This window comes from Streptomyces sp. NPDC015661, assembly GCF_043077765.1.
In the GTDB taxonomy this organism is placed as follows: Bacteria; Actinomycetota; Actinomycetes; order Streptomycetales; family Streptomycetaceae; genus Streptomyces.
Genome location: NZ_JBIBST010000002.1, coordinates 706,479 through 730,646 on the forward strand (window position 1 = coordinate 706,479; position 24,168 = coordinate 730,646).

General features: G+C 72.3%; 25 protein-coding genes. 9 read left to right on the forward strand and 16 right to left on the reverse strand.

The genetic code is table 11. From position 1 onward, the window contains the following. Window positions 1-7 precede the first annotated feature (7 nt). Window positions 8-928, forward strand: a complete 921-nt coding sequence (locus ACF07V_RS07740; RefSeq protein WP_392152117.1) for a LysR family transcriptional regulator — start codon at window positions 8-10, stop codon at window positions 926-928. Between the two features lie 28 nt (window positions 929-956). On the opposite strand, the gene ACF07V_RS07745 is transcribed toward ACF07V_RS07740, so the two are convergent. Together ACF07V_RS07745 and ACF07V_RS07750 are read right to left on the reverse strand one after the other, a co-directional pair. Then, on the reverse strand, window positions 957-1,811 hold the full coding sequence (locus tag ACF07V_RS07745) for a formylglycine-generating enzyme family protein (protein WP_392152119.1): 855 nt from the start codon (window positions 1,809-1,811) through the stop codon (window positions 957-959). Between the two features lie 125 nt (window positions 1,812-1,936). Next, window positions 1,937-3,340, reverse strand: a complete 1,404-nt coding sequence (locus tag ACF07V_RS07750) for a sulfatase (RefSeq protein WP_392152121.1) — start codon at window positions 3,338-3,340, stop codon at window positions 1,937-1,939. 370 nt (window positions 3,341-3,710) lie between these two features. Here ACF07V_RS07750 and ACF07V_RS07755 point away from each other — a divergent pair, with 370 nt between their 5' ends. Both ACF07V_RS07755 and ACF07V_RS07760 read left to right on the forward strand, forming a co-directional pair. Beyond that, on the forward strand, window positions 3,711-4,508 hold the full coding sequence (locus ACF07V_RS07755; protein ID WP_392152122.1) for a VOC family protein: 798 nt from the start codon (window positions 3,711-3,713) through the stop codon (window positions 4,506-4,508). A 197-nt stretch (window positions 4,509-4,705) separates the two neighbouring features. Further along, window positions 4,706-5,506: a crotonase/enoyl-CoA hydratase family protein gene (locus tag ACF07V_RS07760; protein ID WP_392152124.1), complete on the forward strand. Its 801-nt coding sequence runs from the start codon at window positions 4,706-4,708 to the stop codon at window positions 5,504-5,506. A 19-nt stretch (window positions 5,507-5,525) separates the two neighbouring features. Here the strand turns inward: ACF07V_RS07760 and ACF07V_RS07765 are convergent, their stop codons facing one another. Then, window positions 5,526-5,750 carry a hypothetical protein gene (locus ACF07V_RS07765; RefSeq protein ID WP_392152126.1) on the reverse strand — a complete coding sequence of 75 codons (225 nt, stop codon included), beginning with the start codon at window positions 5,748-5,750 and terminating at the stop codon, window positions 5,526-5,528. A gap of 326 nt (window positions 5,751-6,076) precedes the next feature. Here ACF07V_RS07765 and ACF07V_RS07770 point away from each other — a divergent pair, with 326 nt between their 5' ends. Both ACF07V_RS07770 and ACF07V_RS07775 read left to right on the forward strand, forming a co-directional pair. Continuing rightward, complete coding sequence (locus tag ACF07V_RS07770) at window positions 6,077-7,141, forward strand: PucR family transcriptional regulator (RefSeq protein WP_392152128.1); 1,065 nt, start codon at window positions 6,077-6,079, stop codon at window positions 7,139-7,141. Between the two features lie 183 nt (window positions 7,142-7,324). Continuing rightward, the gene (locus ACF07V_RS07775) at window positions 7,325-8,356 is read left to right on the forward strand and encodes a hypothetical protein (RefSeq protein ID WP_392152130.1); all 1,032 of its coding nucleotides are present in this window, start codon (window positions 7,325-7,327) and stop codon (window positions 8,354-8,356) included. A gap of 37 nt (window positions 8,357-8,393) precedes the next feature. On the opposite strand, the gene ACF07V_RS07780 is transcribed toward ACF07V_RS07775, so the two are convergent. From ACF07V_RS07780 to ACF07V_RS07805, 6 genes are all read right to left on the reverse strand, one after another. Continuing rightward, window positions 8,394-9,839 carry a cytochrome P450 gene (locus tag ACF07V_RS07780; protein ID WP_392152132.1) on the reverse strand — a complete coding sequence of 482 codons (1,446 nt, stop codon included), beginning with the start codon at window positions 9,837-9,839 and terminating at the stop codon, window positions 8,394-8,396. After that, the gene (locus ACF07V_RS07785) at window positions 9,836-10,459 is read right to left on the reverse strand and encodes an ATP/GTP-binding protein (protein ID WP_392152133.1); all 624 of its coding nucleotides are present in this window, start codon (window positions 10,457-10,459) and stop codon (window positions 9,836-9,838) included. The genes ACF07V_RS07780 and ACF07V_RS07785 overlap by 4 nt, the downstream gene beginning before the upstream one ends. After that, a complete protein-coding gene (locus ACF07V_RS07790) occupies window positions 10,440-10,796 on the reverse strand; it encodes a DUF742 domain-containing protein (RefSeq protein ID WP_392152135.1) in 357 nt (118 codons plus the stop codon). The genes ACF07V_RS07785 and ACF07V_RS07790 overlap by 20 nt, the downstream gene beginning before the upstream one ends. After that, window positions 10,793-11,200, reverse strand: coding sequence for a roadblock/LC7 domain-containing protein (locus ACF07V_RS07795; RefSeq protein WP_392152137.1), 408 nt, complete (start codon window positions 11,198-11,200; stop codon window positions 10,793-10,795). The genes ACF07V_RS07790 and ACF07V_RS07795 overlap by 4 nt, the downstream gene beginning before the upstream one ends. A gap of 1 nt (window position 11,201) precedes the next feature. Beyond that, window positions 11,202-12,638 carry an ATP-binding protein gene (locus ACF07V_RS07800; protein WP_392152138.1) on the reverse strand — a complete coding sequence of 479 codons (1,437 nt, stop codon included), beginning with the start codon at window positions 12,636-12,638 and terminating at the stop codon, window positions 11,202-11,204. A gap of 397 nt (window positions 12,639-13,035) precedes the next feature. Further along, complete coding sequence (locus ACF07V_RS07805) at window positions 13,036-13,620, reverse strand: sortase (RefSeq protein WP_392152140.1); 585 nt, start codon at window positions 13,618-13,620, stop codon at window positions 13,036-13,038. A 322-nt stretch (window positions 13,621-13,942) separates the two neighbouring features. On the opposite strand from ACF07V_RS07805, the gene ACF07V_RS07810 reads away from it, so the two are divergent. Both ACF07V_RS07810 and ACF07V_RS07815 read left to right on the forward strand, forming a co-directional pair. Continuing rightward, window positions 13,943-15,007 carry a nitrous oxide reductase family maturation protein NosD gene (locus ACF07V_RS07810; RefSeq protein WP_392152142.1) on the forward strand — a complete coding sequence of 355 codons (1,065 nt, stop codon included), beginning with the start codon at window positions 13,943-13,945 and terminating at the stop codon, window positions 15,005-15,007. 55 nt (window positions 15,008-15,062) lie between these two features. Further along, window positions 15,063-16,091, forward strand: a complete 1,029-nt coding sequence (locus ACF07V_RS07815) for a methyltransferase (protein WP_392152144.1) — start codon at window positions 15,063-15,065, stop codon at window positions 16,089-16,091. 84 nt (window positions 16,092-16,175) lie between these two features. Here the strand turns inward: ACF07V_RS07815 and ACF07V_RS07820 are convergent, their stop codons facing one another. From ACF07V_RS07820 to ACF07V_RS07850, 7 genes are all read right to left on the reverse strand, one after another. Beyond that, window positions 16,176-16,508 carry a TcmI family type II polyketide cyclase gene (locus tag ACF07V_RS07820; protein WP_030690533.1) on the reverse strand — a complete coding sequence of 111 codons (333 nt, stop codon included), beginning with the start codon at window positions 16,506-16,508 and terminating at the stop codon, window positions 16,176-16,178. 37 nt (window positions 16,509-16,545) lie between these two features. After that, on the reverse strand, window positions 16,546-17,025 hold the full coding sequence (locus ACF07V_RS07825; RefSeq protein WP_392152146.1) for an SRPBCC family protein: 480 nt from the start codon (window positions 17,023-17,025) through the stop codon (window positions 16,546-16,548). 1 nt (window position 17,026) lies between these two features. Next, window positions 17,027-17,284, reverse strand: a complete 258-nt coding sequence (locus tag ACF07V_RS07830; RefSeq protein WP_392152147.1) for an acyl carrier protein — start codon at window positions 17,282-17,284, stop codon at window positions 17,027-17,029. A gap of 26 nt (window positions 17,285-17,310) precedes the next feature. After that, entirely contained in the window at window positions 17,311-18,561 is a 1,251-nt protein-coding gene (locus ACF07V_RS07835) for a ketosynthase chain-length factor (RefSeq protein ID WP_392152149.1), read from the reverse strand. Next, window positions 18,558-19,826: a beta-ketoacyl-[acyl-carrier-protein] synthase family protein gene (locus ACF07V_RS07840; protein ID WP_392152151.1), complete on the reverse strand. Its 1,269-nt coding sequence runs from the start codon at window positions 19,824-19,826 to the stop codon at window positions 18,558-18,560. The genes ACF07V_RS07835 and ACF07V_RS07840 overlap by 4 nt, the downstream gene beginning before the upstream one ends. Further along, the gene (locus ACF07V_RS07845; RefSeq protein ID WP_351190717.1) at window positions 19,823-20,227 is read right to left on the reverse strand and encodes a cupin domain-containing protein; all 405 of its coding nucleotides are present in this window, start codon (window positions 20,225-20,227) and stop codon (window positions 19,823-19,825) included. The genes ACF07V_RS07840 and ACF07V_RS07845 overlap by 4 nt, the downstream gene beginning before the upstream one ends. Window positions 20,228-20,337: 110 nt before the next feature. Then, a complete protein-coding gene (locus ACF07V_RS07850) occupies window positions 20,338-21,456 on the reverse strand; it encodes a SchA/CurD-like domain-containing protein (protein WP_392152153.1) in 1,119 nt (372 codons plus the stop codon). Between the two features lie 231 nt (window positions 21,457-21,687). On the opposite strand from ACF07V_RS07850, the gene ACF07V_RS07855 reads away from it, so the two are divergent. Further along, on the forward strand, window positions 21,688-23,355 hold the full coding sequence (locus tag ACF07V_RS07855; protein WP_392152155.1) for an FAD-dependent oxidoreductase: 1,668 nt from the start codon (window positions 21,688-21,690) through the stop codon (window positions 23,353-23,355). A gap of 107 nt (window positions 23,356-23,462) precedes the next feature. Further along, the gene (locus ACF07V_RS07860; protein WP_392152157.1) at window positions 23,463-24,161 is read left to right on the forward strand and encodes an adenosylcobinamide amidohydrolase; all 699 of its coding nucleotides are present in this window, start codon (window positions 23,463-23,465) and stop codon (window positions 24,159-24,161) included. The last annotated feature ends 7 nt before the right edge of the window (window positions 24,162-24,168 follow it).

Consider the following 24,168-nt stretch of genomic DNA (forward strand, 5'->3'; position numbering starts at 1 on the left):
AGTGCGCATGACGCAATCGGCGGAACCGACCGGTCTCGACCTCAATCTTCTCGTCGCCCTCGACGTCCTTCTCGAGGAACAGAGCGTGCGGGGAGCGGCCCGGCGGCTGCATCTCTCCGAGCCCGCCACCAGCCGTACCCTGGGCCGGATCCGCAAGGCGCTCGGCGATCCGATCCTGGTGCGCGCCGGGCGCGCGATGGTGCCCACGCCGTACGCCCTGTCCGTACGGGCGGAGGTCGGGGCGGTCGTGGAGCGCGCGAGGGCGCTGTTCGCGGCCTCGGGCCCCACCGATCTCCGTACCGTGGCACGCACGTTCACGGTGCTCGGCCAGGACTCCCATCCCGCCCTGCTCGGCCCCGCCCTGCTCGCGCGTGCCGGGCGTGAGGCCCCACAGGTGCGGCTGCGGTTCCTGAACGAGAGTCACATCGACGCGCCGACGCTGCGGGAGGGCGTCGCCGACCTGGAGATCGGTGTCATCGACACCGTGCATCCCGAGGTGCACACCGAGCACGTCCTGGACGACCGCATGCTCGCGGTGGTCCGGGCGGGGCATCCGCTGCTCCGGGGGCGCCTGACGCGGCGGAGGTTCGCGGCGGAGGCGGACCATCTGGTGGTCTCGCGCCGGGGACGGCTGCACGGCCCGATCGACACCGCTCTCGCCGGGCACGGGCTGCGGCGGCGGGTGGTCGCGAGCGTCGGCACGTACCCGGCGTCGCTGTTCGTCCTCCGCGACACCGACCTCGTCGGCCTGATCAGCGCCCGGAGTCTCTCCTTTGCCGAGCCCCTGGGCCTGGTCACCTTCGAGGTCCCCCTCGACCTGCCGCCCCTGCCGGTCGGTCTCGCCTGGCATCCGCGCCACGACGCCGACCCGGCGCACGCCTGGCTGCGCGGGTGCGTGCGGGACCTGTTGCTCGGCCGGTCCGACTGAGCCGGGCACCCGTCCGCGGGGGCACCCCCTAGTCGGGGTCGGCGGCCACCCGGAAGCCGATGTTGCCGGTCGAGCTGTCGGGGGTGTTGGAGCTGCGGGCGGCCACCCGGTACCGGTTGCAGTAGGAGTCGTGGCACAGGTAGGAGCCGCCGCGCATCGCCCGTGCGGTCTCCTCGCCCGGGGCGAACCGGTCCGCGCACCACTCCCAGACGTTGCCGACCGTGTTGTAGAGGCCGAAGCCGTTGGGGCGGAAGGACTTCACGGGGACCGTGCCCGCGTGCCCTCCGGCGGCGGGAAGGTTCGGGAAGTCGCCCTGCCAGATGTTGCACAGGGGCCGGCCGTCGGACGTGAGCTCGTCACCCCACGGGTACCGGCGCTGCTCCAGGCCGCCGCGTGCCGCGTACTCCCACTCGGCCTCGGTGGGCAGACGGGTGCCCGACCAGGCGCAGTAGGCCTGGGCGTCGTGCCAGGAGACATGGACGACGGGGTGGTTCTGCCGGTCGGTGACGTGTGAGCCGGGGCCTTCGGGGTGGCGCCACGAGGCGCCTTCCACCGTTCTCCACCACGGGACGCCCGGCACGGGCGGGGACACGGCTGCCACCCCCTCGCCCAGGAAGGCCCCGAAGGTGAAGGAGAAGCCGAAGCGCTCGGCCTCGGTGAGGTGTCCGGTGGCTTTGACGAAGGTGGCGAACTGGGCGTTCGTCACCGTCGTGGCCGCGATGCGGAGGGGCTCCACGGCCACCTCGCGGACGGGGCCCTCGGCGTCGGCGGGGAAGCCCTCCGGATCGTCGGTGCCCATGAGGAAGCGTCCTCCGGGCAGGGCGAGCAGCTGCCGGACCGCCCGGGAGGAGCGGACCGGAGGCCGGGGCGGGGCCAGGGTCATGACGGGGGGATGGGCGTGACCTGGGGTGCAGCATTCGGGCATGACGACTCCCGTGGAATCGGAAGGGGGGACGGCCGGCCCCGTGCGTCGTGGCAGGGGGCCGGCCGGGCGGTGCTGTGTGCGGGTCAGGCCACGCGGTCGGCGGCGAGCTGCGACGCGAGGGCGGGAATGCCCAGAGCCTGCTCCTGGGCCGGTGTGGCCTGGTAGAGCTTGTTGGTCAGCTGGTACGGGTCGTTCACCAGGTCGTAGTACTCCCGGAAGGTCACCTGGCCGGTGCCGGACACCGTGCCGTTCACGTCGGTCGTCAGGTCGTGGTACTCCGTGTACTGCTTGTCCTTGGCGACGTACGAGGACCAGGTGGGTGCGCCACCGGTACCGGTACCCTGCTTCCACCACTCCACCAGGAGGTGGTCGCGGCTGTATCCGGAGAGCAGGGACCGGCCGTCCTGAGCGGCGCCCGGGGTGATGCCGGCCGCGTCGAGGATGGTCGGCGCGATGTCGATGTTGGCGACGATGCGGTTGTCCTGGGTTCCCGCGCCGAGCCCGCCTGCCGGCCAGGAGAGGTAGAACGGCACCTCGTGCGCGGGGCGGTAGGGCACCGACTTGGCGGTCCAGCCGTGGTCCCCCCAGCTGAAGCCGTTGTCGCCGATGTAGATGACGAGGGTGTTGTCCAGCTGGCCCAGGGCCTGGAGCTTGTCCTTGAACGCCTGTACGGCGTCGTCGACGGAGAGCAGGGTGCGCAGCTGCTCGGCACGGATGGTCTGGCCGTCGGCGAGGGTGCCGGTGGCGTTCTTGATGTACGCCGGCTTGTCACTGCGGTCGTTCTCGGGGACCGAGGGGCGGCCGTTCCAGTCGGGCACGGGGGTGCCGGCGTACTTGGCCTCGGGGGTGCGGGGCCCGTGGGAGGCGTATGGGGTGACGTAGGCGAACCAGGGCCGGGTGTCGGTGGCGGCCTTGTCGAGGAAGTTCAGGGTGCGGTTCTTGACGATGGTCGTGGTGTAGCCGTTGATCGTCTGGACGGTTCCGTTGACGTTCCACTGGGCGTCGACGTACCCGGGCTGGAGGAGGGCGAACTCCTCGAAGTGCGGCGGATTGTCGGCCAGGGTCCAGGAGTTGAGGTACTTGCCGAACAGGCCGGTGCGGTAGCCCGCCTGCTTGAGGTACTTCTGCACGGTGGTGCTCTGGTCGAGCGCGTACGAGGCCTTGTTGTTGCGCACGCCGTGGTTGTGGGCGTGGCGGCCGGAGAACACGCTGGAGCGGGAGGGCGCGCACAGCGGGGTGGTGACGTGGCCGTTGGTGAACTTCACGCCCTGGTCGGCGAGCCAGGCGACGGTCTTGGGCAGGGCCCATTCGGTGTGCTTGGGCTGGTCGTCGGTGACGATCAGCAGGATGTTCGGCCGGCCCGCGGCAGCGGCGGGGGCCGCGCCGGCGACCTGTCCGAGTGCGGGTACGGCGGTCGCGGCCGCGACGGCGGCGGCGCCGCCGAGAAAGCCTCGTCGGCTCACCTGCGGGCGTCGGTTCTCGCTCATGATGTCCATTCCTCTGAAGTGCGGCTGCACAAGGGGGCACAGCGGCCGGACGCACGGGGAAACGTGCCGTCGGACCGCGGTGGAAAGGGGAAGAGACGGGAGTCAGGCGGGGGCGCCAGGTGGGGATCCCGTGGGGGGAAGGGGCGCGTTCAGCGCGCCGGGCCGACGGTACACAGGGCGCTCGCTACGTGCCCCTGGTCGACGTGGCGGCGCGCAGTGAGGATTCCTGCTGCCATGGCCACGACAATATGCGGAGTGGATCCGCGGTTCCATGTACGGCGGATGAAATGGCGAGCGGCGGCCTCCCGAGGGGCGGGAGGCGGTGTCCGGTGCCAGGGTGGGCGTACTGGATCCGCGAAAGGGAATCGCCATGCTCACCACCGCCTTCGTGCCGGGCTCACCCTGCTGGCTCGACCTCGGGGCCCCCGACGTGCCGGCCGCGGCGGCCTTCTACCGCGCCGTGCTCGGCTGGGAGTACGAGCCCATGGGCGACGGACAGGACGCCGAGGGCGGGATGTTCCGGTCGGGCGGGAAGGTCGTCGCCGGACTCGGCAGACTGACCGAGCCGGGCGCGCGCTCGGCCTGGATGATCTACTACTCCGTCACCGACGCGGACGCCACCACCCGGGCGGTGCAGAACGCGGGCGGCAAGGTCCGGGTGGCACCGAAGAGCTTCGGCGAGCAGGGCCGGATGGCCCAGTACAGCGACCCGCTGGGGGGAGAGTTCGCCGTCTGGCAGCCGGGTGACATCAAGGGCGCGGAGCTGGTCGACGAGCCGGTCTCCCTCAGCTGGACCGAGCTGTACACGAGCGACGCGGCGGCCGCGAAGGAGTTCTACGGCGGCGTGCTCGGCTGGTGGTTCGACGACATGCAACTGCCCGGCGACGCGGGGACGTACAGCCTCATCACCCCCGCCGGGCTTCCCGCGGAGCGCATGCACGGCGGCCTGATGCAGGTGGCCGAGGCGGACCTCGCCCTCGCGCACGGACGGCCGTACTGGCACCCCGTCTTCGCCGTCGCCGACTGCGACGCCACGGTCGCCAAGGTCGGCGCGAACGGCGGCAGCGTCCAGATGGGACCGGTGGACATGGAAGGGGTCGGGCGGCTCGCGGTCTGCCTCGACCCGTCGAACGCCGACTTCGTGGTCCTCACGCCGCCCGCGGGCTGAGCCCGGCTCGTGGGCGGGGCCCCGCTCGCCGACTGATCCCGCTCGTGGGCTCGGCCCGGCTCGTGGGCGGGGCCCCGCTCGCCGACTGGGCCCCGCTCGTGGGCTCGGCCCGGCTCGTGGGCCGAGCTTCCAGGCACGGGGCGGCCGGCGCGCTCGCCGGTCTGTCGCCGGGCCGGATGCCACGTGAGAATGCCGCCATGACCGATGCAGCAGCGACACCGGCGGAACGGGACACCGTCCGCGTCGAGCGCGAAGGGCCCGTCACCACGGTGGTCCTGTCGCGGCCCGCCGCCCGCAACGCCGTGGACGGCCCGACGGCCCGGCAACTGGCCGACGCCTTCCGTGCCTTCGAGGCCGACGAGGAGGCCGCGGTCGCGGTGCTCTGGGGCGAGGGCGGCACGTTCTGCGCGGGCGCCGACCTCAAGGCCGTCGGCACCGAGCGCGGGAACCGGGTGGCGCCCGACGGCGACGGGCCGATGGGGCCGACCCGGCTGCGCCTGACGAAGCCGGTCATCGCGGCCGTCAGCGGCCATGCCGTCGCCGGCGGCCTCGAACTGGCCCTCTGGTGCGACCTGCGCGTGGTCGAGGAGGACGCGGTGCTGGGGGTGTTCTGCCGCCGGTGGGGCGTGCCCCTGATCGACGGCGGCACGGTCCGGCTGCCGCGGCTGATCGGCGAGAGCCGTGCCATGGACCTGATCCTCACCGGCCGGCCGGTGCCCGCCGCCGAGGCGTACGAGATCGGGCTCGCCAACCGCCTCGTGCCGAAGGGCCGGGCCCGGGCCGCGGCGGAGGAACTCGCCCGGGAGATCGCCGGGTTCCCTCAGCTGTGCCTGCGCCACGACCGCTTGTCCGTCCGGGAGCAGCACGGCCTGCCCGAGCCCGAGGCCCTGGCGGCCGAACTGCGGCACGGCATGGTGCCCCTGTCGGCCGGGGAGACCCTCTCGGGCGCGGCGCGCTTCGCGGCCGGGGCGGGCCGGCACGGTTCGTTCACCGGCTGAGCCCGCGGGGGGGGCGGGTTCACTCCCGTATCCGGTAGAGCTTGATGTCCCGGTTGACGAACAGGTGGACGTAGCCGCACGCCCAGCAGATCAGGCCGGTCGCCGACTCGTTCGCCCAGGCCATGTTGAGGAACTCCATGCCCGTGCTGTTCAGCTTCACCTCCCGCTCGCGGAAGGTGTCGTTGTCGCACACCTGGCAGCGGATCGGCTTCTCGCCGATCGCCGCGTGCACCGGCCTGGCCACGCTGTCGCTCGCTCTCTCCGCCGGTTCCGGCGGTGTCCGGGTACGGGTGGCGGGCTTCGGTCGCCCGTTCTGGTCGATTCCGGCACCCGTACCGGCCCTCTGCTTGTACCGTGGGGACCAAGGGCCCGGTGCCGCCGACTCCCCCGTTTGGCGGCACCGGGCCCCCTGTGATCCTGAGGCTTGATCACCCGCTACGCACTGCCGTCTTCCGGCAGTGTTCGGCCCCTTCCCGATGCCGGTTCCTCCCCCCGCCCACGGGCGTGTCACTCTTGATCGCCGCGCGTCAAGAACACGTCAGGGACGCGCCGGGGAACGGGGGAGGAAACGTGTCGGAGAGAGAGCCCGCCGAGGAGTACCTGGAGGGGTACGCCGAGATCCTGGCGAGTGTGTGCGCCACCCGCCGCAGGCTCACCCGGGAGGAGCGCGAGACCCTGGGCTCGCTCGGGGAGCGGGCCGCGGAGGCGGGGATCGGACTGCGGGCCCTCGTCCGCGCCCATCTGTCCGCCGCCGAGCGCGTGCGCCCCGGCATGACGCAGTCCGCCGCCGACCACCTGCTGAGCGCCGTCGAACAGGCCGTGGACGCCTTCGCCGAGGGGCACGACCGGGCCCAGCAGCTGGCGATGCGTCAGGAGGAGGCATCCCGGCGGGAGTTCATCGACGACCTGCTGTACGGCAGGAGCGATCTCGGCCGACTGGCCGAGCGGGCCGAGCGCTTCGGGCTGCTCCTGTCCCCCGCCCACACCGTGGCCGTCGCCCAGGGCCCGGAGCCGTACAGCGACGGATACGCGGTCACCCGTACCGTCGAATCCTCGCTCGCCGCCCGCTTCGGCAACCGGCGGATCCTGCTCACCACCAAGGACGGGCGGCTGATCTGCGTCGCGCCCGCCGACGAGCCCGAGGTGCTCACCCACTTCGCCAAGCAGGCGTACGCGGCGACCGAGGGCGTCCAGGTCGCCATCGGCCGCCCCCACCCGGGCGCGGGCGGTGTCGTCCACTCCTACGAGGAGGCCCTCAACGCGCTCTCCCTCGCGGCCCGCATGAACCTGAGCGACCCGGTCCTGCACGCCGCCGACCTCCTCGTCTACCCGGTGCTCACCCGTGACCGGCAGGCCATGGCCGACCTCGTCCGCACCGTGCTCGGCCCGCTCCTGCAGGCCCGCGGCGGCGCGAAGCCCCTCCTGGACACGCTCACGGCGTACTTCGACAGCGGCTGCGTCACCGCCCAGGCCGCCCGCGCGCTCAGCCTCAGCGTGCGGGCCATGACCTACCGCCTCGACCGCATCCACCGCCTCACCGGCGCGGACCCCGGCGATCCCGTGCAGCGCTACGCCCTCCAGACGGCCGTCATAGGAGCCCGCCTCCTGGACTGGCCCGACCAGCCGCTGCAGTAGCGCCGCTCCCCTGCCCCAGAAGGATCGTTCCTTTCCACGCGTGATCCCGAACTGATCGCCGACCGTGGACAGTTGTCGGTTTCCGGTCGTCCGTTGCGGGCAGGTTTGGAGAGCCGCAGGGCGGGCAGCGTCCGGCCTCGCGGCGCACCGACGCAGGTCGAGCACAGAAGGAGGTCGGTCCCCATGACAGTGCGTGCCGTCGAAGTGCCCCTGCTGTGGATGCCCCACGCGCTGCGGGTGAATCCGCATCTGCCGGCCCTGCACGAGGAGAACGAGTCCTGGGCGCGCGCCATGGGGATGCTGGAGGGCCACCCGGGCTCGCCGGCCCGGCCCCCGATCTGGAGCCGGGCCAAGTTCCACGCGATGACCGTCGACCAGCTGACCGCCTGGACCCTCCCCGACGCCTCGCTCTCCGACCTCCGGCTCAACCACCGCTTCAACATCTGGGCCCTGGCCTGGGACGACCACTTCGCGTCCGCCTTCAAACAGACCGGCGACCTCGCCGGAGCCCGGGCCTTCACCACCCGGCTGCACGCCTTCCTGCGGCCCGAGCGCGGGGCCAGGCTGCCCGAGCCGACGAACGCCGTCGAACGGGGCATAGCCGATCTGCAGCAGCACCTCTTCCCGCCGAGGCTCGCTCACTGGCGCACGGAGTTCAACCGGGCTCTGGCGCGGTACATCGACGCGGGAGTCGAGGAACTGGCCAACAGCCGCAGCGGCCGCATTCCCCACCTGATCGATTACGCCCCGTTCCGCCGGGAGAGCTTCGCCGCCTATACGGCCCCCTATTCCGTGGAATTGGCCACCGGCGCGCGAATACCCGAACAGATTCGGCACACGCGGACCGTCCGTGCCCTGCTCGACGCCTTCATGGATTTCATGGGGCTCGCGAACGACATCGCGTCCTATGAAAGGGAAGTGCACGAGGAGAACGATGTCAACAATCTGGTTCTGGTCGTCGGAACCTCCCTGGGCATCACCCTGCGCGCCGCCGTACCCGCCGCACTCCATCTGGTGAACGCCCGCCTGCGGGAGTTCGAGCACCTGAGACGGAGCGAACTCCCGCTGCTCGTCCACCGGTCAGGCCTCGACCGCGACGAGCGGGCCGAACTGGAGAGCTGGCTCCGGGGAGCCTGCGGATTCCTCTCCGGCCTCCACGCCTGGTACACCGGAGCACCCCGCTACGCCTCCGGGGACGTCGCGTTCCCGGAGTGAGGGCAGCGGGGCCGATCCGGCGCGCTCCTCCCTTCCGCTACTTCCGGCGCAGGAATCGCAGGACGCGCGTCAGCCACGAGGCCCGGCGCTCGGGCCTCGCCGCCGTCCCCGGGTCGGTCGCCGAGGCCGGGGACGCCGCGGGCCGGCCATCGCTCCGGGCCGGCGGGGCCGGGAGCGGGGCGGGGACGTCGTCGGCCTGGGGCGGGCGCGGGGCGAAGGTCACGGGCAGGGCCGTGAGATGCCGGGCCCAGGTGGAGGAACGCCAGCTGAGGTCCTCCTCGGGGATGGCCAGGGCGATGTCGGGGAGCCGGGTGAGCAGGATGTCGATGCCCGCGTCGGCGATGATGCGGCCGATGTCCTGGCCGGGGCATTCGTGCGTACCGGCGCTGAAGGACAGGTGCGCGCGGTTGTGGTGCACGGGGGTGTCGGCGTCCGGACGGATCGCCTGGTCGACGTTGCCCGCGGCCAGGCCGAGCAGGAGCATGTCCCCCGCCTTGATCTGCTGCCCCCCGAGCGTGGTGTCGCCGTTGGCCCAGCGGCCGGGGCACACCATGAGCGGCGGCTCGTCCCAGAGGACCTGCTCCACCGCCTCCGGCAGGGTCATCTGACCGCCCGCGAGCGAGCCGCGGAACCGGGGGTCGGTGACGACCATGCGCATGACGTTGGACATGAGGTTGGCGGTCGTCTCGTAGCCGGCGAGCAGGATCAGCCGCAGGTGGTGCTGGACCTCCTCGTCGGTGAGCCCCGCCGGGTGGGCCATCAGCGCGGAGGCGATGTCGTGGCCCGGGTCGGCGCGCTTCTCGACGACGAGCCGTTCGAGGCACTCCAGCACGTAGGCGTTGCTGGCGAGCGAGGTCTCGGTCGCCTTGAAGAGGTCACGGGCCGCGCGCACGAGCTCGGGGGCCGACTCGTCCGACATCCCGAGGAGATGGATGAGGGTGAGCATGGGCAGGTGCTCGGTGAACCGCTCCACCAGTTCCGCCTCGCCGCTCTCGCAGAACGTGTCGATCAGCTGGTGGGCGAAGCGGGTGATGAGGCGGCGGACGCCCCGGTGGTCGAACTGGCTGAGGCCGGCCGTGACCGCCCCGCGCAGCCGCTGGTGCTCCTCGCCGTCGGCGCAGACGCAGTCGGGGCGCCAGCCGATCATCGGGACGAGCGGGGAGGTGGCGGGGTCGATCTCCCCGCTCCGCCAGCCGTGCCAGACGCGGGGGTCGCGGGAGAACTGGGTCGGGCGGCTGGCCACGTCCCGGTTCTCCAGGTATCCGAGGACGAGCCAGGCGCGGACGTCGCCGTCGAGCAGGACGGGCGCCACCGGGCCGTGGGCGGCGCGCAGCTCCTCGTACAGACCCATCGGGTCCGTGGCGGCGGCGGGGCCGTAGAGCCGGGTGGCCCCGCCGGGGCCGTCTCCGATGTGGGCCGGGCAGCCCGGGGGCGGGACGGCGCCGGGCTGTGCGGTGGCGTGTTCGGTGGGTGGGACGGTCATGCGGTCTCCTGGGCGGCGGCGAGGGTGCACAGGTAGCCCATCAGCGCGAGCAGGGTGTCGCGGCAGGACGCCCGGTCCCGTGCGTCACAGGTGACGATGGGCACGGATTCGCTGAGGGCCAGAGCGGTGCGCAGATCTGTCAGGGGGTACTGCGGGGCCTCCGGGAAGGCGTTGACGGCCACGACGAACGGGACGCGGCGGTCTTCGAGCCGGGTGATGACCTCGAAGGAGACCTCGATCCTGCGGGTGTCGACGAGGACGACGGCGCCGAGCGCGCCTTCGAAGATGCCGTTCCAGAGGAACCAGAAGCGCTCCTGTCCGGGCGTGCCGAACAGATAGAGGATCAGCTCCTGGTTGATGCTGATCCGGCCGAAGTCCATCGCGACGGTCGTGGTCTTCTTGCCTTTGGCGCCGGGGTTGTCGTCGATCCCGACGCCCGCCTGCGTCATGGTCTCCTCGGTGGTCAGGGGCGGGATCTCGCTCACCGCCCCGACCATGGTCGTCTTGCCGACGCCGAAGCCGCCGACGACCACGACCTTGACTCCTCTGGCACCGTGCGGCAGCGGCAGCGCGGTGTCGCGCCGGCCGGCCTCGAGTACGTCAGAGTTTGCGTAGTCCATGGATCACCGCCTCCAGTAGGCCGCGTTCGGGATAGGCCGCGACGGGTACGGGCGCGATGGCCTCGACCCGCTCCTCCTCGACGAGTTGGGCGAGCAGCACGGTGACGACGCTGAAGGGAAGGCTGAGGTACGCGGAGACCTCGGCCACCGAGAGCGGGTACGTGCACAGGGTGAGGATGGCCGATTGCTCGGGCTGCATGGCGGGGTCGGGCTCGGACCTCGTCGCGATGAGGGTGACCAGGTTGAAGTTCCCGGCCGCGAGGTCCGAGCCTCCGGTAACGACATAGAGCGGAACGGGTGTGCCTTCACGCCAGGGGCCCTGGTTCTCCGATGTCACATCGCCTGCCCGACGTCCTCACGGGGCGGGCTGGTCATGTGCTGGCCGATGCGGATCACCAGCGTGCGCATGCGGTTGCCCAGGAGTCCGGCGTCCACCTCGGGGTCGGCGAGGACCGCGAGGTAGGCCCCGGGGCCGGCCGCCATCAGGGAGAAGTAGCCGCCGTCGGCCTCGATCCCGACCATGTGCGTCGATCCGTCCCCCTGCGGGAACATCTGCGCGATGGCCCGCGCCAGGCTCTGGATGCCGGAGCAGGCGGCGGCGATCGCGTCGGCGGTGTCGGGGGCCGTGTTCGCCTGCCCGATGCACAGGCCGTCCGACGACAGGACGACCACGTGTCGCACGTACGGGACGCTGCTCACCAGGTCCGTGAGCATCCAGTCCATGTTCGGCAGTGGCTGCATGTTACTCGTCCTCATCTGACGGATCGCTGGGGGAAGGGGAAGGGTCGGCGACCGCTCTGTCGTCGCCGCTCTTGGTGCCGTTGAACGCCTCCCACATCAGTCCCGGCTGGCGGGAGGTGGCCGGGGAGGCCGCCGGATCGGCGGGCGCGGGCCCCGTCTGGAGGATCGGCGTCGGCACCGGCGACTCGCGTCGTCGCTGCGGGAGCACGGGCGAGGGGGACTCCCGTCGTCGCTGTGGAAGTCCGTTGGCGGTCTTCCTGACCTCGACGGAGTCCGTGCCGGCGTCGGGCGCCGGGGTCGGCCGGGGCAGGAGGGGGGCACCCGCACGGCGCTTCCGGAGGATCTCCGGGGTCAGCAGGGAGCCCTGGGGCACGGTGGTGATCAGACGGCCGGGGACGAGCACCACGGCCCGTACGCCTCCGTATGCGGAGGTGCGCAGGTCGACCTGGCAGCCGTGCTCGCGGGCCAGTCGGCTGACGACCGGGAGGCCGATCTGGGTGAGCTCGCCCAGGCCCGACAGGTTGATGCCGGTCTGCGACTGGGCCATGACCCGTTCGACGCGCTGCCTGACCTCTTCGGTGAGGCCGACGCCGCGGTCCTCGATCTCGATCGCGATGCCGGAGGGCACCTCGCTCGCGGTCACCTCGACCGGGGTGTGCGGCGGGGAGAACGTCGTGGCGTTGTCGAGGAGTTCGGCGAGGAGGTGCATCAGCGGCTCGGCGCCGGGGCCGATCACCGCGACCTCGGCCACCGACTGCAGCTTCACCCGGGGGTAGTCCACGATGCGGGACATGGCCCCGCGCAGGATGTCGTAGAGCGGGATCGCCTTGGACCACTGGCGCCCGGGCCGGGCGTCGCCGAGGACCGCGATGCTGGCCGCGAGGCGGCCGATCAGGGCGTTCCGGTGGTCGACGTTCTGCAGCCCCCGGGAGACCACGAGGTCGTTGCCGTGCAGGATCTGCATGGCGTGGAGGTCCTTGGTGAGCTGGTGCACGATCGCCTGGACCCGGCGCGCGACCGCCACGAGGGCGCGCTGGGAGGCGTCGCGGGTGTGCTCCTCGGCCTCCACGGCCTCCAGGGAGGTCCGCAGCGCCGCCCTGAGCGCGTCGGCGTAGTCCGGGTCGAGGTGCTTCCCGAAGGCGACGGCGTTGATGACCTCCGAGGAGGGGGTGCCCTTCTGCAGCCGGGCGACGGCCGCGGGGAGGAGTTCCTCGGCGAGCCAGAGGACGGTGGCCCGCTGGTCCGCCAGGCGTCCGAGGAGCGCGGCCTCGCGCTGGGCGTGCTGCTCCGCCGCCTCGACCCTCGCCCGGGTGTGCCGCTCGGCTTCCGCCGCGCGTGTTCGGCGCGCGGCGGTGGCCGAGGTGGCGACCGTCAGGAGGACCGCGGCGAGTCCGCACCAGGCGACCGGTGTCCGTATCTGCGCGGGCGAGATGAACAACGCTATGGCGGAGGCTACGGCCAGAACTCCGGGCGGGAGGAGCCAAACCCGGGCGACCGAGGTCGGCCGGGATCTGGGAATTGAACCTGCACGAACCATCAGGGGGTCCCTAAACCGTCTGAAATGAACGGACTGAGGTGATGCATTGCGCGGCGGTGACTCGCTGTGAGCACGGCGCAACACATCGGGGAGCATAGTCAGTTCGGGTTCGCCATGTGACCTTGCTGGAAGGACAGCCTCCAGCGGTCAATTCCCCTCTATAAAACGACCATTCGCCGAACGGAAATGCGCGGGACCGATCACGTTCTGGCGTCTGTACCTATGGATCCGCCCCCGATCCATGTCACAGGCGTGCGACGAGGATCGGGGGCGGACACGGCTCCGGGCCGGGCGGCCGTCAGGCCGAGGCGCGGGCCCGCCGGGCGCGCCGCCGGAGGTGGACCGCGCCGCCCGCCAGGGCGCCGGCGAGCAGCAGACCGCCCGCCGCGAGCGGGGTGCCCGTCGAGTCGTCCGCGGGCTCCGCGGCGGTCGCGACGGACCCGGCGGCACCGGCGGCACCGGCCGACGTGACGGTTCCGGCCCGGTCCGCGGCACCGGCGGCCCAGCCGAAGCCCGCCTCGACGCCGCCGTGGGGCCGGCCGGAGATGCGGTACGTGACGGTCTGCTTGATCCGCGGCGGGCACTTCAGTGTGACCGTGTCCACGCCGGACGAGGCGCCCTCGGGCACCACGAACTCGCCCACCAGGACTCCCTGCCGGTTGCCCGGCAGCAGATGGAACTTGCCGCCCGCCTCCGACTCTCCCTTGCCGTAGGTCTCCTTGCCGCAGGCGGTGGTGGTGACCGTGACGGTGGTTCCGGGAGCCGCGTTCAGCGGGGTGATCCGGACATCCTGGTCCCCGGGGGCTGCGAGTGCCGTGGGGGCGGACAGGACGACGGCACCGACGATCAGACCGACCTGCAGACCGGTGCGTACGCGACGCATGCTTCTCTCCTTCGGTGGAGCCTTCCGGCCGGCTTCTTCGCGCGGCACCTGTGCTGTGCTCCGTGCACGAGGCAAAGGCCGGTGCGCACGCCCCGCAACACGGGGAGCGCGTTCGGCCGTCCTCCGGTCGGCCGCACGGCCGGGCCCGCCCGGTCCCGTCACAGCAGGTCACCGTCGTGGACGTACCGCCCCCCGGGTGATCCTGCCCCGCACGCGAACGGACCAGCGCCCGGACGGGCGCCCACCGGGGGCCCCGCCCGGCCCCGGCCCGCCCGGGGGATCAGCGGTGGCGGGCCGGAACGGGCACTCATAACTTCGCGATATGACGAAACGACAGATCGCCCTCCTGGCGTGCACCGCGGCCCTCACGGCCTCGGGGCTCGGCGCCGCCGCACCCTCGGCCGCCAACGGGTCGGTGCACCGGGTGAAGCCGGGCGAATCGATCCAGAAGGCCGTGGACTCCGCGCGCCCCGGCGACACGATCATCCTCGCCCCCGGCACGTACCGGGAGAGCGTCCGCATCACCACGCCGCACCTCACGCTCCGTGGTTCGACCGTCTTCCCCACCGTCCTCGTACCGGCCGCCACCCCGGGCGCCGACACCTGCGCGCAGGCGGGCAACGGCATCTGTGTGACCGGCACCGAGGCCCGCCCCGTCGAGGGCGTGACCGTGCGCTCGCTGACCCTCCGGGGCTTCGCCAAGAACGGCCTGTGGGCCAAGTGGACCGACCGCCTGGAGGTCCGGCGGGTCACCGCCGAGTCCAACGGCACCTGGGGCATCGCCCAGGAGCGTTCCGTACGGGGCGTGCTGCGCCACAACACCGCCCGGGGCAACGGGGACGCGGGCCTGTTCCTGGCCAACACCGTCACCGAGGAAGGAGGAGCCACCGACACCCACGGCACGGTCGTCAGCGGCAACCGCGTCTCCGGCAACCGGATCGGCATCACCGTCCGGCGCCTGCGGAACCTGACCGTCGACCACAACGAGGCCACGGGCAACTGCGCCGCCGTGTTCGTGGTGGGCGACGAGTCCACGCCGCGCGCCGGGGCGATGACCCTGCGCCAGAACCACATCCACGAGAACAACAAGCTGTGCCCGAAGACCCCCCGCCTGCCCTTCCTCCAGGGCTCGGGCATCGTGGTCACCGGCGCCGAGGACACGGTCGTCGCGCACAACCGGGTCGAGGACAACGTGGGCAACTCGCCGCTGTCCGGCGGCATCGTGCTCTTCAAGAGCTTCGTGGGCGTCCCCAACGAGCGGATCGAGATCCACGACAACGTGGTGCTGCGCAACGGCACCGCCGACCTGGCGAACCGGGACATCGGCAAGAGCAACACCTTCCGCCACAACACCTGCGGAGTCTCCGAACCCGCGGGCATGTGCTGAGCCCCCAACCCCTCCCGCACTCCTCCCGCACGACAGCAAAGGCAAGGCGAAACAGATGACGACCGTCGATTCCGCTCCCCCGCCGCCCATGCGGCTGAGAGAACTCGTCTTCGGCGCGGCGTGCGCCGCCGCCGTGCGCGCGGCCGCCCGCCTGGGCGTCGCCGACGCGCTGGAAGACACGCCCATGACCGCGGAGGACCTCGCGGCCAAGGTGAAGACCGAACCGCGCACCCTGCGGCGGCTGTTGCGCGCCCTGTCCTGCCAGGGCGTCTTCACCGAGCAGCCCGACGGCACCTTCGCGCACACGGAGATGTCCCGGCTGCTGCGCGAGGACGATCCGCACAGCCTGCGCTACATCGCGCTGTGGTGCACGGAGCCCTGGACCTGGGACGTGTGGCCCAAGCTCGACGAGGCCGTCCGCTCCGGCCGCAACGTCTTCGAGGACGTGTACGAGCGGGAGTTCTTCTCGTACCTCAACGAGGAGGCGCCCGAGTCCGCGTACGTCTTCAACCGGGCCATGACCACGTCGAGCAGGCAGTCCGCCGAGGACGTCGCCGACCTCCTCGATCTCCGCGGGGCGTCCTCGGTCGCGGACATCGGCGGCGGACAGGGCCACGTCCTGGCGAGCCTCCTGGAGAAGCACCCCACGCTGCACGGCACGCTGCTCGACCTGCCGGCGGTGGTCGGCAACGCCGATCCGCGGCTGCGGGAGGGCGGTTCGCTGGCCTCCCGGGTCCGGATCGAGCCCGGCGACTGCCGCGAGTCCATCCCGGTCCGGGCCGACGTCTACGTCATCAAGAACATCCTGGAGTGGGACGACGACAGCACCCGCAGGTGCCTGGCGAACGTCCGGAAGGCCGCGAACCCCGGCGCCCGCGTCGTCGTCATCGAGAACCTCGTGGACGACACCCCCTCGATGAGGTTCACGACGGCCATGGACCTCCTGCTGCTGCTCAACGTCGGCGGCGCCAAGCACACCCGCCAGAGCATGGTGGAGCGGCTCACGGACGCCGGGCTCGTCATCGGCGAGATCCGCCCGGTCAACGCGTACCTCCACGCCTTCGAGTGCACCGTGCCCGGCTGATCCGGAATCCCGGGGCAGAACTCAGGCCGCCCGCTCCGCGTCTTTCGCGGGGCGGGCGGCCTCGGGTTTCACCGGGTTCCCGGCTCAGGAGCCGGCGTCACGCTCCCAACGGTAGAAGCAGTGCGCCATGGCGTCCTTGGGGCTGCGCCAGGTCGTCGGGTCGTACGCGCTGACGTACGCCGAGAGACGCTCGCTGACGCCGCGGAACTCGGGGTGTCCGGCCAGCCTGGCGACGTTGGGCGCCGGGTCCTGCTCGGACTCGATCAGGTGCAGGTAGACGTCGCCGAACTGGAACAGGCTGCGCCGGGCGACCCCCACCAGGTGCGGCAGTTCGCCGCGGTCGGAGTCGGCGAACACGTCCGCGATCGCGGGCGCCGAGCCGGGCGCCATACGGGCGACGATCAGTGCGTGGTGCATCGTTTTCCTTTCTGGGACCGGGCCTTCCCCCGGCCCGTCAGGCCGGGGTGACCGGCGCGCCCCGGCCCTCGCGCGCGGCCAGGACGAGACGGTCCCGGATGAGGGCCATCTGGGTGCGGGAGTTGCGGTTGATGTTGTCCGTCATCCACGCGTCGTCGACGGGGGCGTCCGGCTTCATCGCGAAGTCCTGGACCCACCGCATCTGGACGCCGCCGGGCAGCTCCGTGTACTCCCAGGCGATGTTCATGTGCGCGAACGGGCCGGTCTCGACGCGGCGGGCGCGCACCTTCCGGTTCTCCCGGTCCATGGTGCGTTCCGACACCCAGCTCCAGACCTTCCCGTTCTCGTCGGGGTGCATGGTCAGGCGGAACTTGGTGGTGTCGCCCTTCCGTTCGAGGACCTCGACGGAGGCGTACTCGCTGAAGAGCCGCGGCCAGTTCTCGATGTCGTTGGTCATGTCCCAGACGAGATCGAGGGGGGCGGCGATGGTGATGCTGTTGTCGGTGTGTCCTGACACGTCAGACTCCTGCGAGGGCGTTGTTGACGAGGGCGATGAACTCGGCCGGGGTCTTGCAGCGTTCGGCGTCGGTGGGCAGCGCCACGCCGTGTCGGTTCTCCAGCTCGCCGACGATGCCGAGCAGGCCGAGCGAGTCGACGCCGAGGCCGCTGAAGGGGGTCTCGGGGGCCTCTTCGAGCTGGTTGGGGTCGACGCTCACGCCGGCCGACTGCTTCATCAGCGTGGCCAGGTCGCCGAAGGTGAGTTCGGTGGTGATCATCTTCGTTTCTCCTTCCTCGCCCGGAACTACCGGGCGAGTTCGCCAACGCGGCGCACGACGAGCGCCGCGTTGGATCCCATGAGTCCCCTGCTGAGGACGAGGGCCGTGCGCAGCTCGGCGGGCCGGGCTGCGGACATGACCACGTCGAGGTCGCAGTCGATGTCGAACACGTTGGGTGTGGGGGGCACCAGGCCGTGTTCCATGGCGAACACGGCGGCGGCGGTGTCCAGGACGGGTGCCCCGCAGTAGGCCCGGCCGTAGCCGGTCTTGGGCGCCGTCACGGGGACGCGCGTGGCGTGCGCGCCCAGGGCGTCCGCGATCGCCAGGGCCTCGGCGCGGTCCGCCTCCGGTACGCCGAGGGCGTCGGGGAAGACCACGTCGATCTCCTCGGGGGCGCAGCCGGCCTCGTCGAGGGCGACCCGGATGGCGCGGGCGAGTCCCTCCCGGGACTCCGCCCAGCGGGAGGCGCCGGTGAAGGTGGCGCCGTGGCCGGCGATCGTGGCCCGTACGGTCGCGCCCCGGTCGAGGGCGTGGGCCTCGTCCTCGACGACGAGCATGGCGCCGCCCTCGGCGGGGACGAAGCCGCAGGCCTTCGCCGTGAAGGGACGGTAGGCCCGGTCCGGGTCGTCGACGGTGCTGAGCTCGGGGTAGCCGAGCTGGCACACCATCGAGTACGGGGCGAGGGGCGCCTCGGCGGCTCCGACGACGACCGCGCCGGTCCCGCGCCGGACGGCGCGGGCGGCGTGGGCGAGGGAGTCGAGGCCGCCGGCCTCGTCGCTGGCGACCACCCCGCACGGGCCCTTGAAGCCGTGCCGGATGGAGATCTGGCCGGTGCTCGCGGCGTAGAACCAGGCGATGGACTGGTACGGGCCGACGAACTTGGAGCCCTGCCCCCAGAGCTTCTGCAGCTCGCGCTGGCCGAACTCGCCGCCGCCCGAGCCCGCGGCGGTGACGACGCCGACGGAGAAGGGCTCCTCGGGTCCTTCGTCGTGGTTGAGGCCGGCCTCGTCGAGGGCGAGCGAGGCCGCCGCCATGGCGTAGTGGGTGAACCGGTCGGTCTGGACGAGGAAGCGCTCGTCGATCAGGGCGGAGGCGTCGAAGCCCTCGACCTGGCCGGCGACCCTGAGGGGCAGGTGTTCACAGCCCTCGCGGGTGATCCGGTCGAGAACGACGAGGCCTTCCCGGACGGACTTCCAGTACGCGTCGGAGCGCAGTCCGTTGGGGGCGATCACACCGATGCCGGTGACGACCGCCCGCGGTGGCCGCTGTGTGCTCATCGTGTCCTCCCGCCCGGCCCGGTCAGGAGCACGGCGGACTGGAAGCCTCCGAAGCCGCTGCCGACGGAGAGCACGTTCCTCAGCTTCCGGGGGCGGGCGGTGCGCGGCACGTAGTCCAGGTCGCACTCGGGGTCGGGGATCTCGTAGTTGGCGGTCGGGGGCACCACCTGGTGCTGCAGGGCGAGCACGCAGGCGGCGACCTCTATCGCGCCGATCGCCCCGAGCGAGTGGCCCACCATGGATTTGATGGAGCTCATGGGCGTGTCGTACGCGTGGGAGCCCAGGGACCGCTTGACGGCGGCGGTCTCGTGCCGGTCGTTCTGGCGGGTGCCGGAGCCGTGCGCGTTGACGTAGTCGATCGACGTGGGGTCGATCCTGGCCTGGTCGAGCGCGGTGTCGATGGCCCGGGCCATTTCGAGTCCTTCGCCGGTCAGACCGGTCATGTGGTACGCGTTCCCGTAGGTGGCGTAGCCGCTGATCTCGCAGTAGATGTGCGCGTCCCTGGCCCTGGCGTGCTCGTACTCCTCCAGGACGAGGACGGCCGCGCCCTCTCCCATGACGAAGCCGTTGCGGCGGTTGTCGAAGGGCTTGGAGGCGTGCTCGGGGTCGTCGTTGTCGGGGGACGTGGCCTTGATGGCGTCGAAGCAGGCCATGGTGATCGGGGAGATCGGCGAGTCCGACGCCCCGGCTATGACGACGTCCGCCCGGCCCTCCTCGATGGTGTGGAAGGCGTAGCCGACGGCGTCGAGGCCGGAGGTGCAGCCGGTGGAGACGGTCTGCACCGGGCCGCGGGCCCCGAACTGCTCGGCGACCACCGCGGCGAGCGTGCTCGGCGAGAACGCCAGGTGCAGCTTGGGGTCGGCCGCGCGGTGGTCCACGTCCCAGCGCTGTCCGCGCTCGCTGACCAGGACGTAGTCGTGCTCCAGGCGGGTGGTGCCGCCGACGGCACTGCCGAGGCTGACGCCGACGCGCCAGGGGTCCTCGGTGACGGTGTCGAGTCCGGAGTCGCGTACGGCTTCTCCGGCGGCGACCGCGGCGAACTGGACGTACCTGTCCGTGTGTTGGATCAGGTCGGGGGGCAGACCGTGGGCGTACGGATCGAAGTCGCACTCGGCGGCGATGCGGGAGCGCAGGCCGGCGGGGTCGAACAGGGTGATGCCGCGGGTCGCCGTACGCCCCTGGGCGAGGAGGTCCCAGAACGCCGCCGTTCCGGCGCCGCCCGGGGCGACCACGCCGATGCCGGTGACGGCCACGCGCCGGGTCACTCGAGCGCCCCCTCGACGGCCTCCTCGGTGTCGACGTGGCCGAGGCTCGGGTGCGGGGCGAGCGGCCCCAGGTGGAAGACCATGCGGGCCTCCACGTCGCCGACGTTGCGGAAGCGGTGCCGGACGCCGATGGGGATCAGGAGGCCCTGGTCGGGCACGAGCGGGTGGGTCTCGCCGTCCAGGTCCACCTCGAACCGGCCCGAGACGACGTACACGAACTCCTCGGAGTACGGGTGGTAGTGCTCGGCGATGCGCTCGCCCGGCTGGGCGATGGCCATCCCCATGAAGCCGCTGGTCGATTTCACCGTGGCGGGCGTGAGCATGGCCCGCACGTCACCCCCGCGTCTGCGGTTGGGCTCCGTGTCGCTCAGGTTCACGATGAGCCGAGTCTGCTCGAGCATGGTTGATACCTCCGAGTGTTGCGGTGAGATGTGACGGACGGTCGGTGCCGGTGGCCCGGTGCACCGGGCTCTCGCGAGCGGGTCGGGCCGGTGGCCCCGGGGCCGTCCTCTCAGGAGTCGGCCGCGCGGCGATCGGTGACGGGCAGCATGTCGGCGTGCGACAGGAGCCGGTTGAGGTTGCGCTCGCTGTCCAGCGACCCCTCCACGCCGATCGCGGGCCCGTCGAGGAGACGCTCCAGCGCCTTCGCCTTCCCGGCGCCCTTGATGCCGAGGGCGGCGACGGGGTCGAGGTCGAGGTCGCCCTCGACGTCGACGAGCCGCACCACGACGTCGTCGCGCTGGAAGACGGTGCTGCCGTACACGGGGCTGCCGGGGTCGACGGCTGCGTCCGCGTCCTGCTCGGCGAGGAGCCGGGCCAGGTCCGAACCGCGGCCTTCCACGGCCGGGTAGTACAGGGCGTGGCGCCGCAGGTCGGCCGGTTCGGGCCGGGCGGAGACCACGTGGTGCACGGCGGGCAGGGCCGCCCGGGTGAAGAAGACACGGGCCGACTCGGGGTCGGTGAGGTCCCGGTCCTGCTCCAGGTAGGGGTTGATGGCCTCCTCGACGGCCCGCACCCCGGGCTGCCGGGCGACGTGCCGCAGCGCGGACAGGAGGTCGCCCTCCACCTCCACGGCCCGCACGACCCGGTTGCCGTGCATGAACAGGGAGGTGCGGCGCAGCCGGGTGTTCTCGTCGACCTGGGCAGCGGGCGACTCGTAGCCGGCCAGGAGCTCCGCGACCTTCGACTCCGAGCCGGGCTTGACGGTGAAGGTGAGCGCGTGGCGGGTCACTCCGTCGCCCACGCGGGCCGCCACCTGCTCGCCCGTGGCCGTCTCCGGCGTGAGGGGCCGCTGTGCGCCGGTCTCCCGGAGGATGCTGTAGCGCATGGACCGGGTGTCCCGGACGCAGCTGTGCATGGGCTTGACCATCTCGACGTGTTCCTCGCTGTTCACCCAGGCGAGGAAGGGCGGGGCGCTCTCCCATTCGCTGGTGATGAGCCACTGCGAGGGGTTCTCGATGGACTGGCAGAGCTGGTCGCTGATGTGTCCGGGGACGCCGGCCACCTGCTTGCGCATGACCTCGTACGCCTCGAGGAACTGCTGCTGGGCTCCGTCGTACAGGTCGAGCAGCAGGATCACCCGAAGCCTGGACCCGTCGAACACCGACTGCGATATGCGTGCCGTGGTCATACGGCGCACCTCTTCTCGTTCTGCGAGTGCGGGGAGGGACCGCCTGGCTCCGATGGCCGGGGTCGCATGTACCGAACGTTGGCTCGGGCGCTCGTTCTCCGCGAGCCCCACGGAGCGGATGAGTGAACCGTGCGTCATTCGGGTGCCCTCCGCGCAGGGTCCGGGGCTCGGGAGGGCAGGCATGTGCATCCCATCCCCGACCCGCGTCACCGGTGACGCTGGAGGCCATCGATGAACCGAAGCGAAGCGACCGGTGAGATCGGACACCGCACGCCCGTCCTCATCGTGGGCGGCTCCCTCGTGGGCCTGTCCACCTCGCTCTTCCTGGGACGTCTCGGCGTGCCGCACACGCTCGTCGAGCGCCATGCCGGCACCTCGATCCATCCCCGCGGCCGCGGGAACAACGTCCGGACCATGGAGGTCTTCCGCGGGGCCGGGGTCCGGGACCGGATCCACGAGGCCGCGAAGGTCCTGTCGGCGAACAACGGGATCCTCCAGGCGCCGACCCTGGTGGGCGACGCCGGCGAGTGGCTGTTCAAGGAGATCGACCCCGGTGGCGGCCTGGCGCGGTTCAGCCCCGCCGAATGGTGCCTGTGCAGCCAGAACGACCTGGAACCGGTGCTGCTGGAGCGGGCGCGGGAGCTGGGCGGGGATCTGCGGTACTCGACCGAGCTGATGTCGTTCGAGCAGGACGCCGAAGGGGTGACCGCGCGGGTCAAGAGCCGGGAGACCGGTGAGCACACCACCATCCGGGCGGACTACCTCGTCGCGGCGGACGGCCCCCGCAGCCCCGTCCGTGAGGAGCTCGGGATCGGGCAGACCGGCCCGGGCGACCTGTTCCACAACGTGAGCATCACGTTCGAGTCGCGTGATCTGGCGGCGGTCGTCGGCGACCGGCGCTTCATCGTCTGCTACCTCACGACCCCCGAGGGGGACGGCGCCCTCCTGCCGGTGGACAACGCCGAGCGGTGGGTGTTCCACGCCCCCTGGCACCCCGAACACGGGGAAACCCTGGAGGAGTTCACCGACGAGCGGTGCCGGGAGCACATCCGTCGCGCCGTGGGCGTGCCGGATCTGCACGTGGAGGTCACGGGCCGGGCCCCGTGGCACGCGGCCGAGCGGATCGCCGAACGGTACGCGGCCGGACGGGTGTTCCTCGCCGGCGACTCGGCCCACGAGATGCCGCCCACGGGGGCGTTCGGCTCCAACACCGGGATCCAGGACGCGCACAACCTCGCCTGGAAGCTCTCGGCGGTGCTGGGCGGCTGGGCCGGGCCCGATCTGCTCGCGTCCTACGACGCGGAGCGCCGGCCGGTCGCGGAGGCGACGAGCGCGCGTGCCTCCTCGCGTTCGGTCGAGCACAGCCACCCGGGGTACGCCCCCGGTCCCGGCGCGGGCGGGAAGCGGGGCGGGATCCTCAACGTCGCGCTGGGCTACCGCTATCCGCGCGGCGCGGTCCTGGGCGCGGACCCGGCGGTGCCGGTGGTGCCGGACGGGCTCCGTCTGACGGGTGAGCCCGGCACCCGCGCGCCGCACCTGTGGCTGAACCGGGCGGGTGAGCGGATCTCCACCCTGGATCTGTACGAGAGGACTCCGGTGCTGCTGACCTCGGCCGGGGCCGTCGGCGGCTGGCACACGGCGGCGGCGCACGTCGCCGAACGCCTCGCGGTGCCCCTCGCTTCGTACCGGATCGGCGACGGGCCGGACGCTGACCTCTCCCCCGCGGGCGGCGAGGACTGGGCGGAGGCCCATGGCGTCACGGCGAGCGGTGCGGTGCTGGTCCGCCCGGACGGTTTCGTCGCCTGGCGGTCCGAGGGGACGTCGGAGCATCCGGAAGCGGACCTGAGGGCCGCCCTCACGGCCGTACTCGGCCTCGCGTCCCGGCCCGACGCCCGCTGAGACGGACGGCGGGGCCCGCTGAGACGGACGGCGGGGCGGTCCGTCGCCCCCGGCGGCCGGACCGCCCCGCCGACCGGGGCCGGCCGGCCCACCCCTAGGGTTGCGGGGTGCTCCCGCGAACCCTCCTCACCGGCCCCTCGCTCGCCGACGCCGCCCTCCTCGGCCACGTGGAACAGGGCCGGGAGTGGCCGCTCCTCGTGTGGGCGCCGGGCCCGGGCGTCCGCATGGTGTCGAGCGCCGTCCTCGGCGGAGGCATCGGAGAGCGGCAGTGGGTCGTCAACGCGCAGGTACCGCCCGGCTACGCCCGCCTCGACCCGGTCGCCCACCTCCGTGAGCTGGCCTCCGGGGCGGGGCTGGCGGGCCCGGGCGTGGGGCTCATGACGGCCGCGTCGGTCGCCGACCGGCGGCACGCGGGAGACGGCGGCGCGCAGGCCGTCGTCACCGCCGGGATCGGTGTACGGGGCTGGGCCGCCGCTCCGGGAGCCGGTGACGTCGCGGCCCCGCGGCCCGGAACGATCAACATCATCGTGTCGCTGCCGGTCCCACTGACGGACGCGGCGCTCGTGAACGCGGTCGCCACCGCCACCGAGGCCAAGGTGCAGGCCCTCGTCGAACTGGGCGCCGACGCCTCCGGCACACCGACGGACGCGGTCTGCGTGGCCGCGCCCGTGCCGGGCGCGGGCAGCCCCGGCGAGTCGTTCGCCGGCCCGCGCTCCCTGTGGGGCGCGCGGCTCGCCCGCGCCGCGCACGCGGCCACCCGTGCCGCCTGCGCGCCGCTGCTCCCGCCCGCGGACGCTCGCGGCTGATCCCCGC

Coding starts and splice junctions, on each gene's coding strand:
- ACF07V_RS07805 (WP_392152140.1), bottom strand. CDS start 13,620: ATGCGTCGCGTACGCACCGGTCTGCAGGTCGGTCTGATCGTCGGTGCC.
- ACF07V_RS07835 (WP_392152149.1), bottom strand. CDS start 18,561: ATGAGCACACAGCGGCCACCGCGGGCGGTCGTCACCGGCATCGGTGTG.
- ACF07V_RS07850 (WP_392152153.1), bottom strand. CDS start 21,456: ATGACCACGGCACGCATATCGCAGTCGGTGTTCGACGGGTCCAGGCTT.
- ACF07V_RS07820 (WP_030690533.1), bottom strand. CDS start 16,508: ATGCACCACGCACTGATCGTCGCCCGTATGGCGCCCGGCTCGGCGCCC.
- ACF07V_RS07755 (WP_392152122.1), top strand. CDS start 3,711: ATGCTCACCACCGCCTTCGTGCCGGGCTCACCCTGCTGGCTCGACCTC.
- ACF07V_RS07795 (WP_392152137.1), bottom strand. CDS start 11,200: ATGCAGCCACTGCCGAACATGGACTGGATGCTCACGGACCTGGTGAGC.
- ACF07V_RS07780 (WP_392152132.1), bottom strand. CDS start 9,839: ATGACCGTCCCACCCACCGAACACGCCACCGCACAGCCCGGCGCCGTC.
- ACF07V_RS07740 (WP_392152117.1), top strand. CDS start 8: ATGACGCAATCGGCGGAACCGACCGGTCTCGACCTCAATCTTCTCGTC.
- ACF07V_RS07775 (WP_392152130.1), top strand. CDS start 7,325: ATGACAGTGCGTGCCGTCGAAGTGCCCCTGCTGTGGATGCCCCACGCG.
- ACF07V_RS07760 (WP_392152124.1), top strand. CDS start 4,706: ATGACCGATGCAGCAGCGACACCGGCGGAACGGGACACCGTCCGCGTC.
- ACF07V_RS07815 (WP_392152144.1), top strand. CDS start 15,063: ATGACGACCGTCGATTCCGCTCCCCCGCCGCCCATGCGGCTGAGAGAA.
- ACF07V_RS07750 (WP_392152121.1), bottom strand. CDS start 3,340: ATGAGCGAGAACCGACGCCCGCAGGTGAGCCGACGAGGCTTTCTCGGC.
- ACF07V_RS07855 (WP_392152155.1), top strand. CDS start 21,688: ATGAACCGAAGCGAAGCGACCGGTGAGATCGGACACCGCACGCCCGTC.
- ACF07V_RS07745 (WP_392152119.1), bottom strand. CDS start 1,811: ATGACCCTGGCCCCGCCCCGGCCTCCGGTCCGCTCCTCCCGGGCGGTC.
- ACF07V_RS07810 (WP_392152142.1), top strand. CDS start 13,943: ATGACGAAACGACAGATCGCCCTCCTGGCGTGCACCGCGGCCCTCACG.
- ACF07V_RS07845 (WP_351190717.1), bottom strand. CDS start 20,227: ATGCTCGAGCAGACTCGGCTCATCGTGAACCTGAGCGACACGGAGCCC.
- ACF07V_RS07830 (WP_392152147.1), bottom strand. CDS start 17,284: ATGATCACCACCGAACTCACCTTCGGCGACCTGGCCACGCTGATGAAG.
- ACF07V_RS07785 (WP_392152133.1), bottom strand. CDS start 10,459: ATGGACTACGCAAACTCTGACGTACTCGAGGCCGGCCGGCGCGACACC.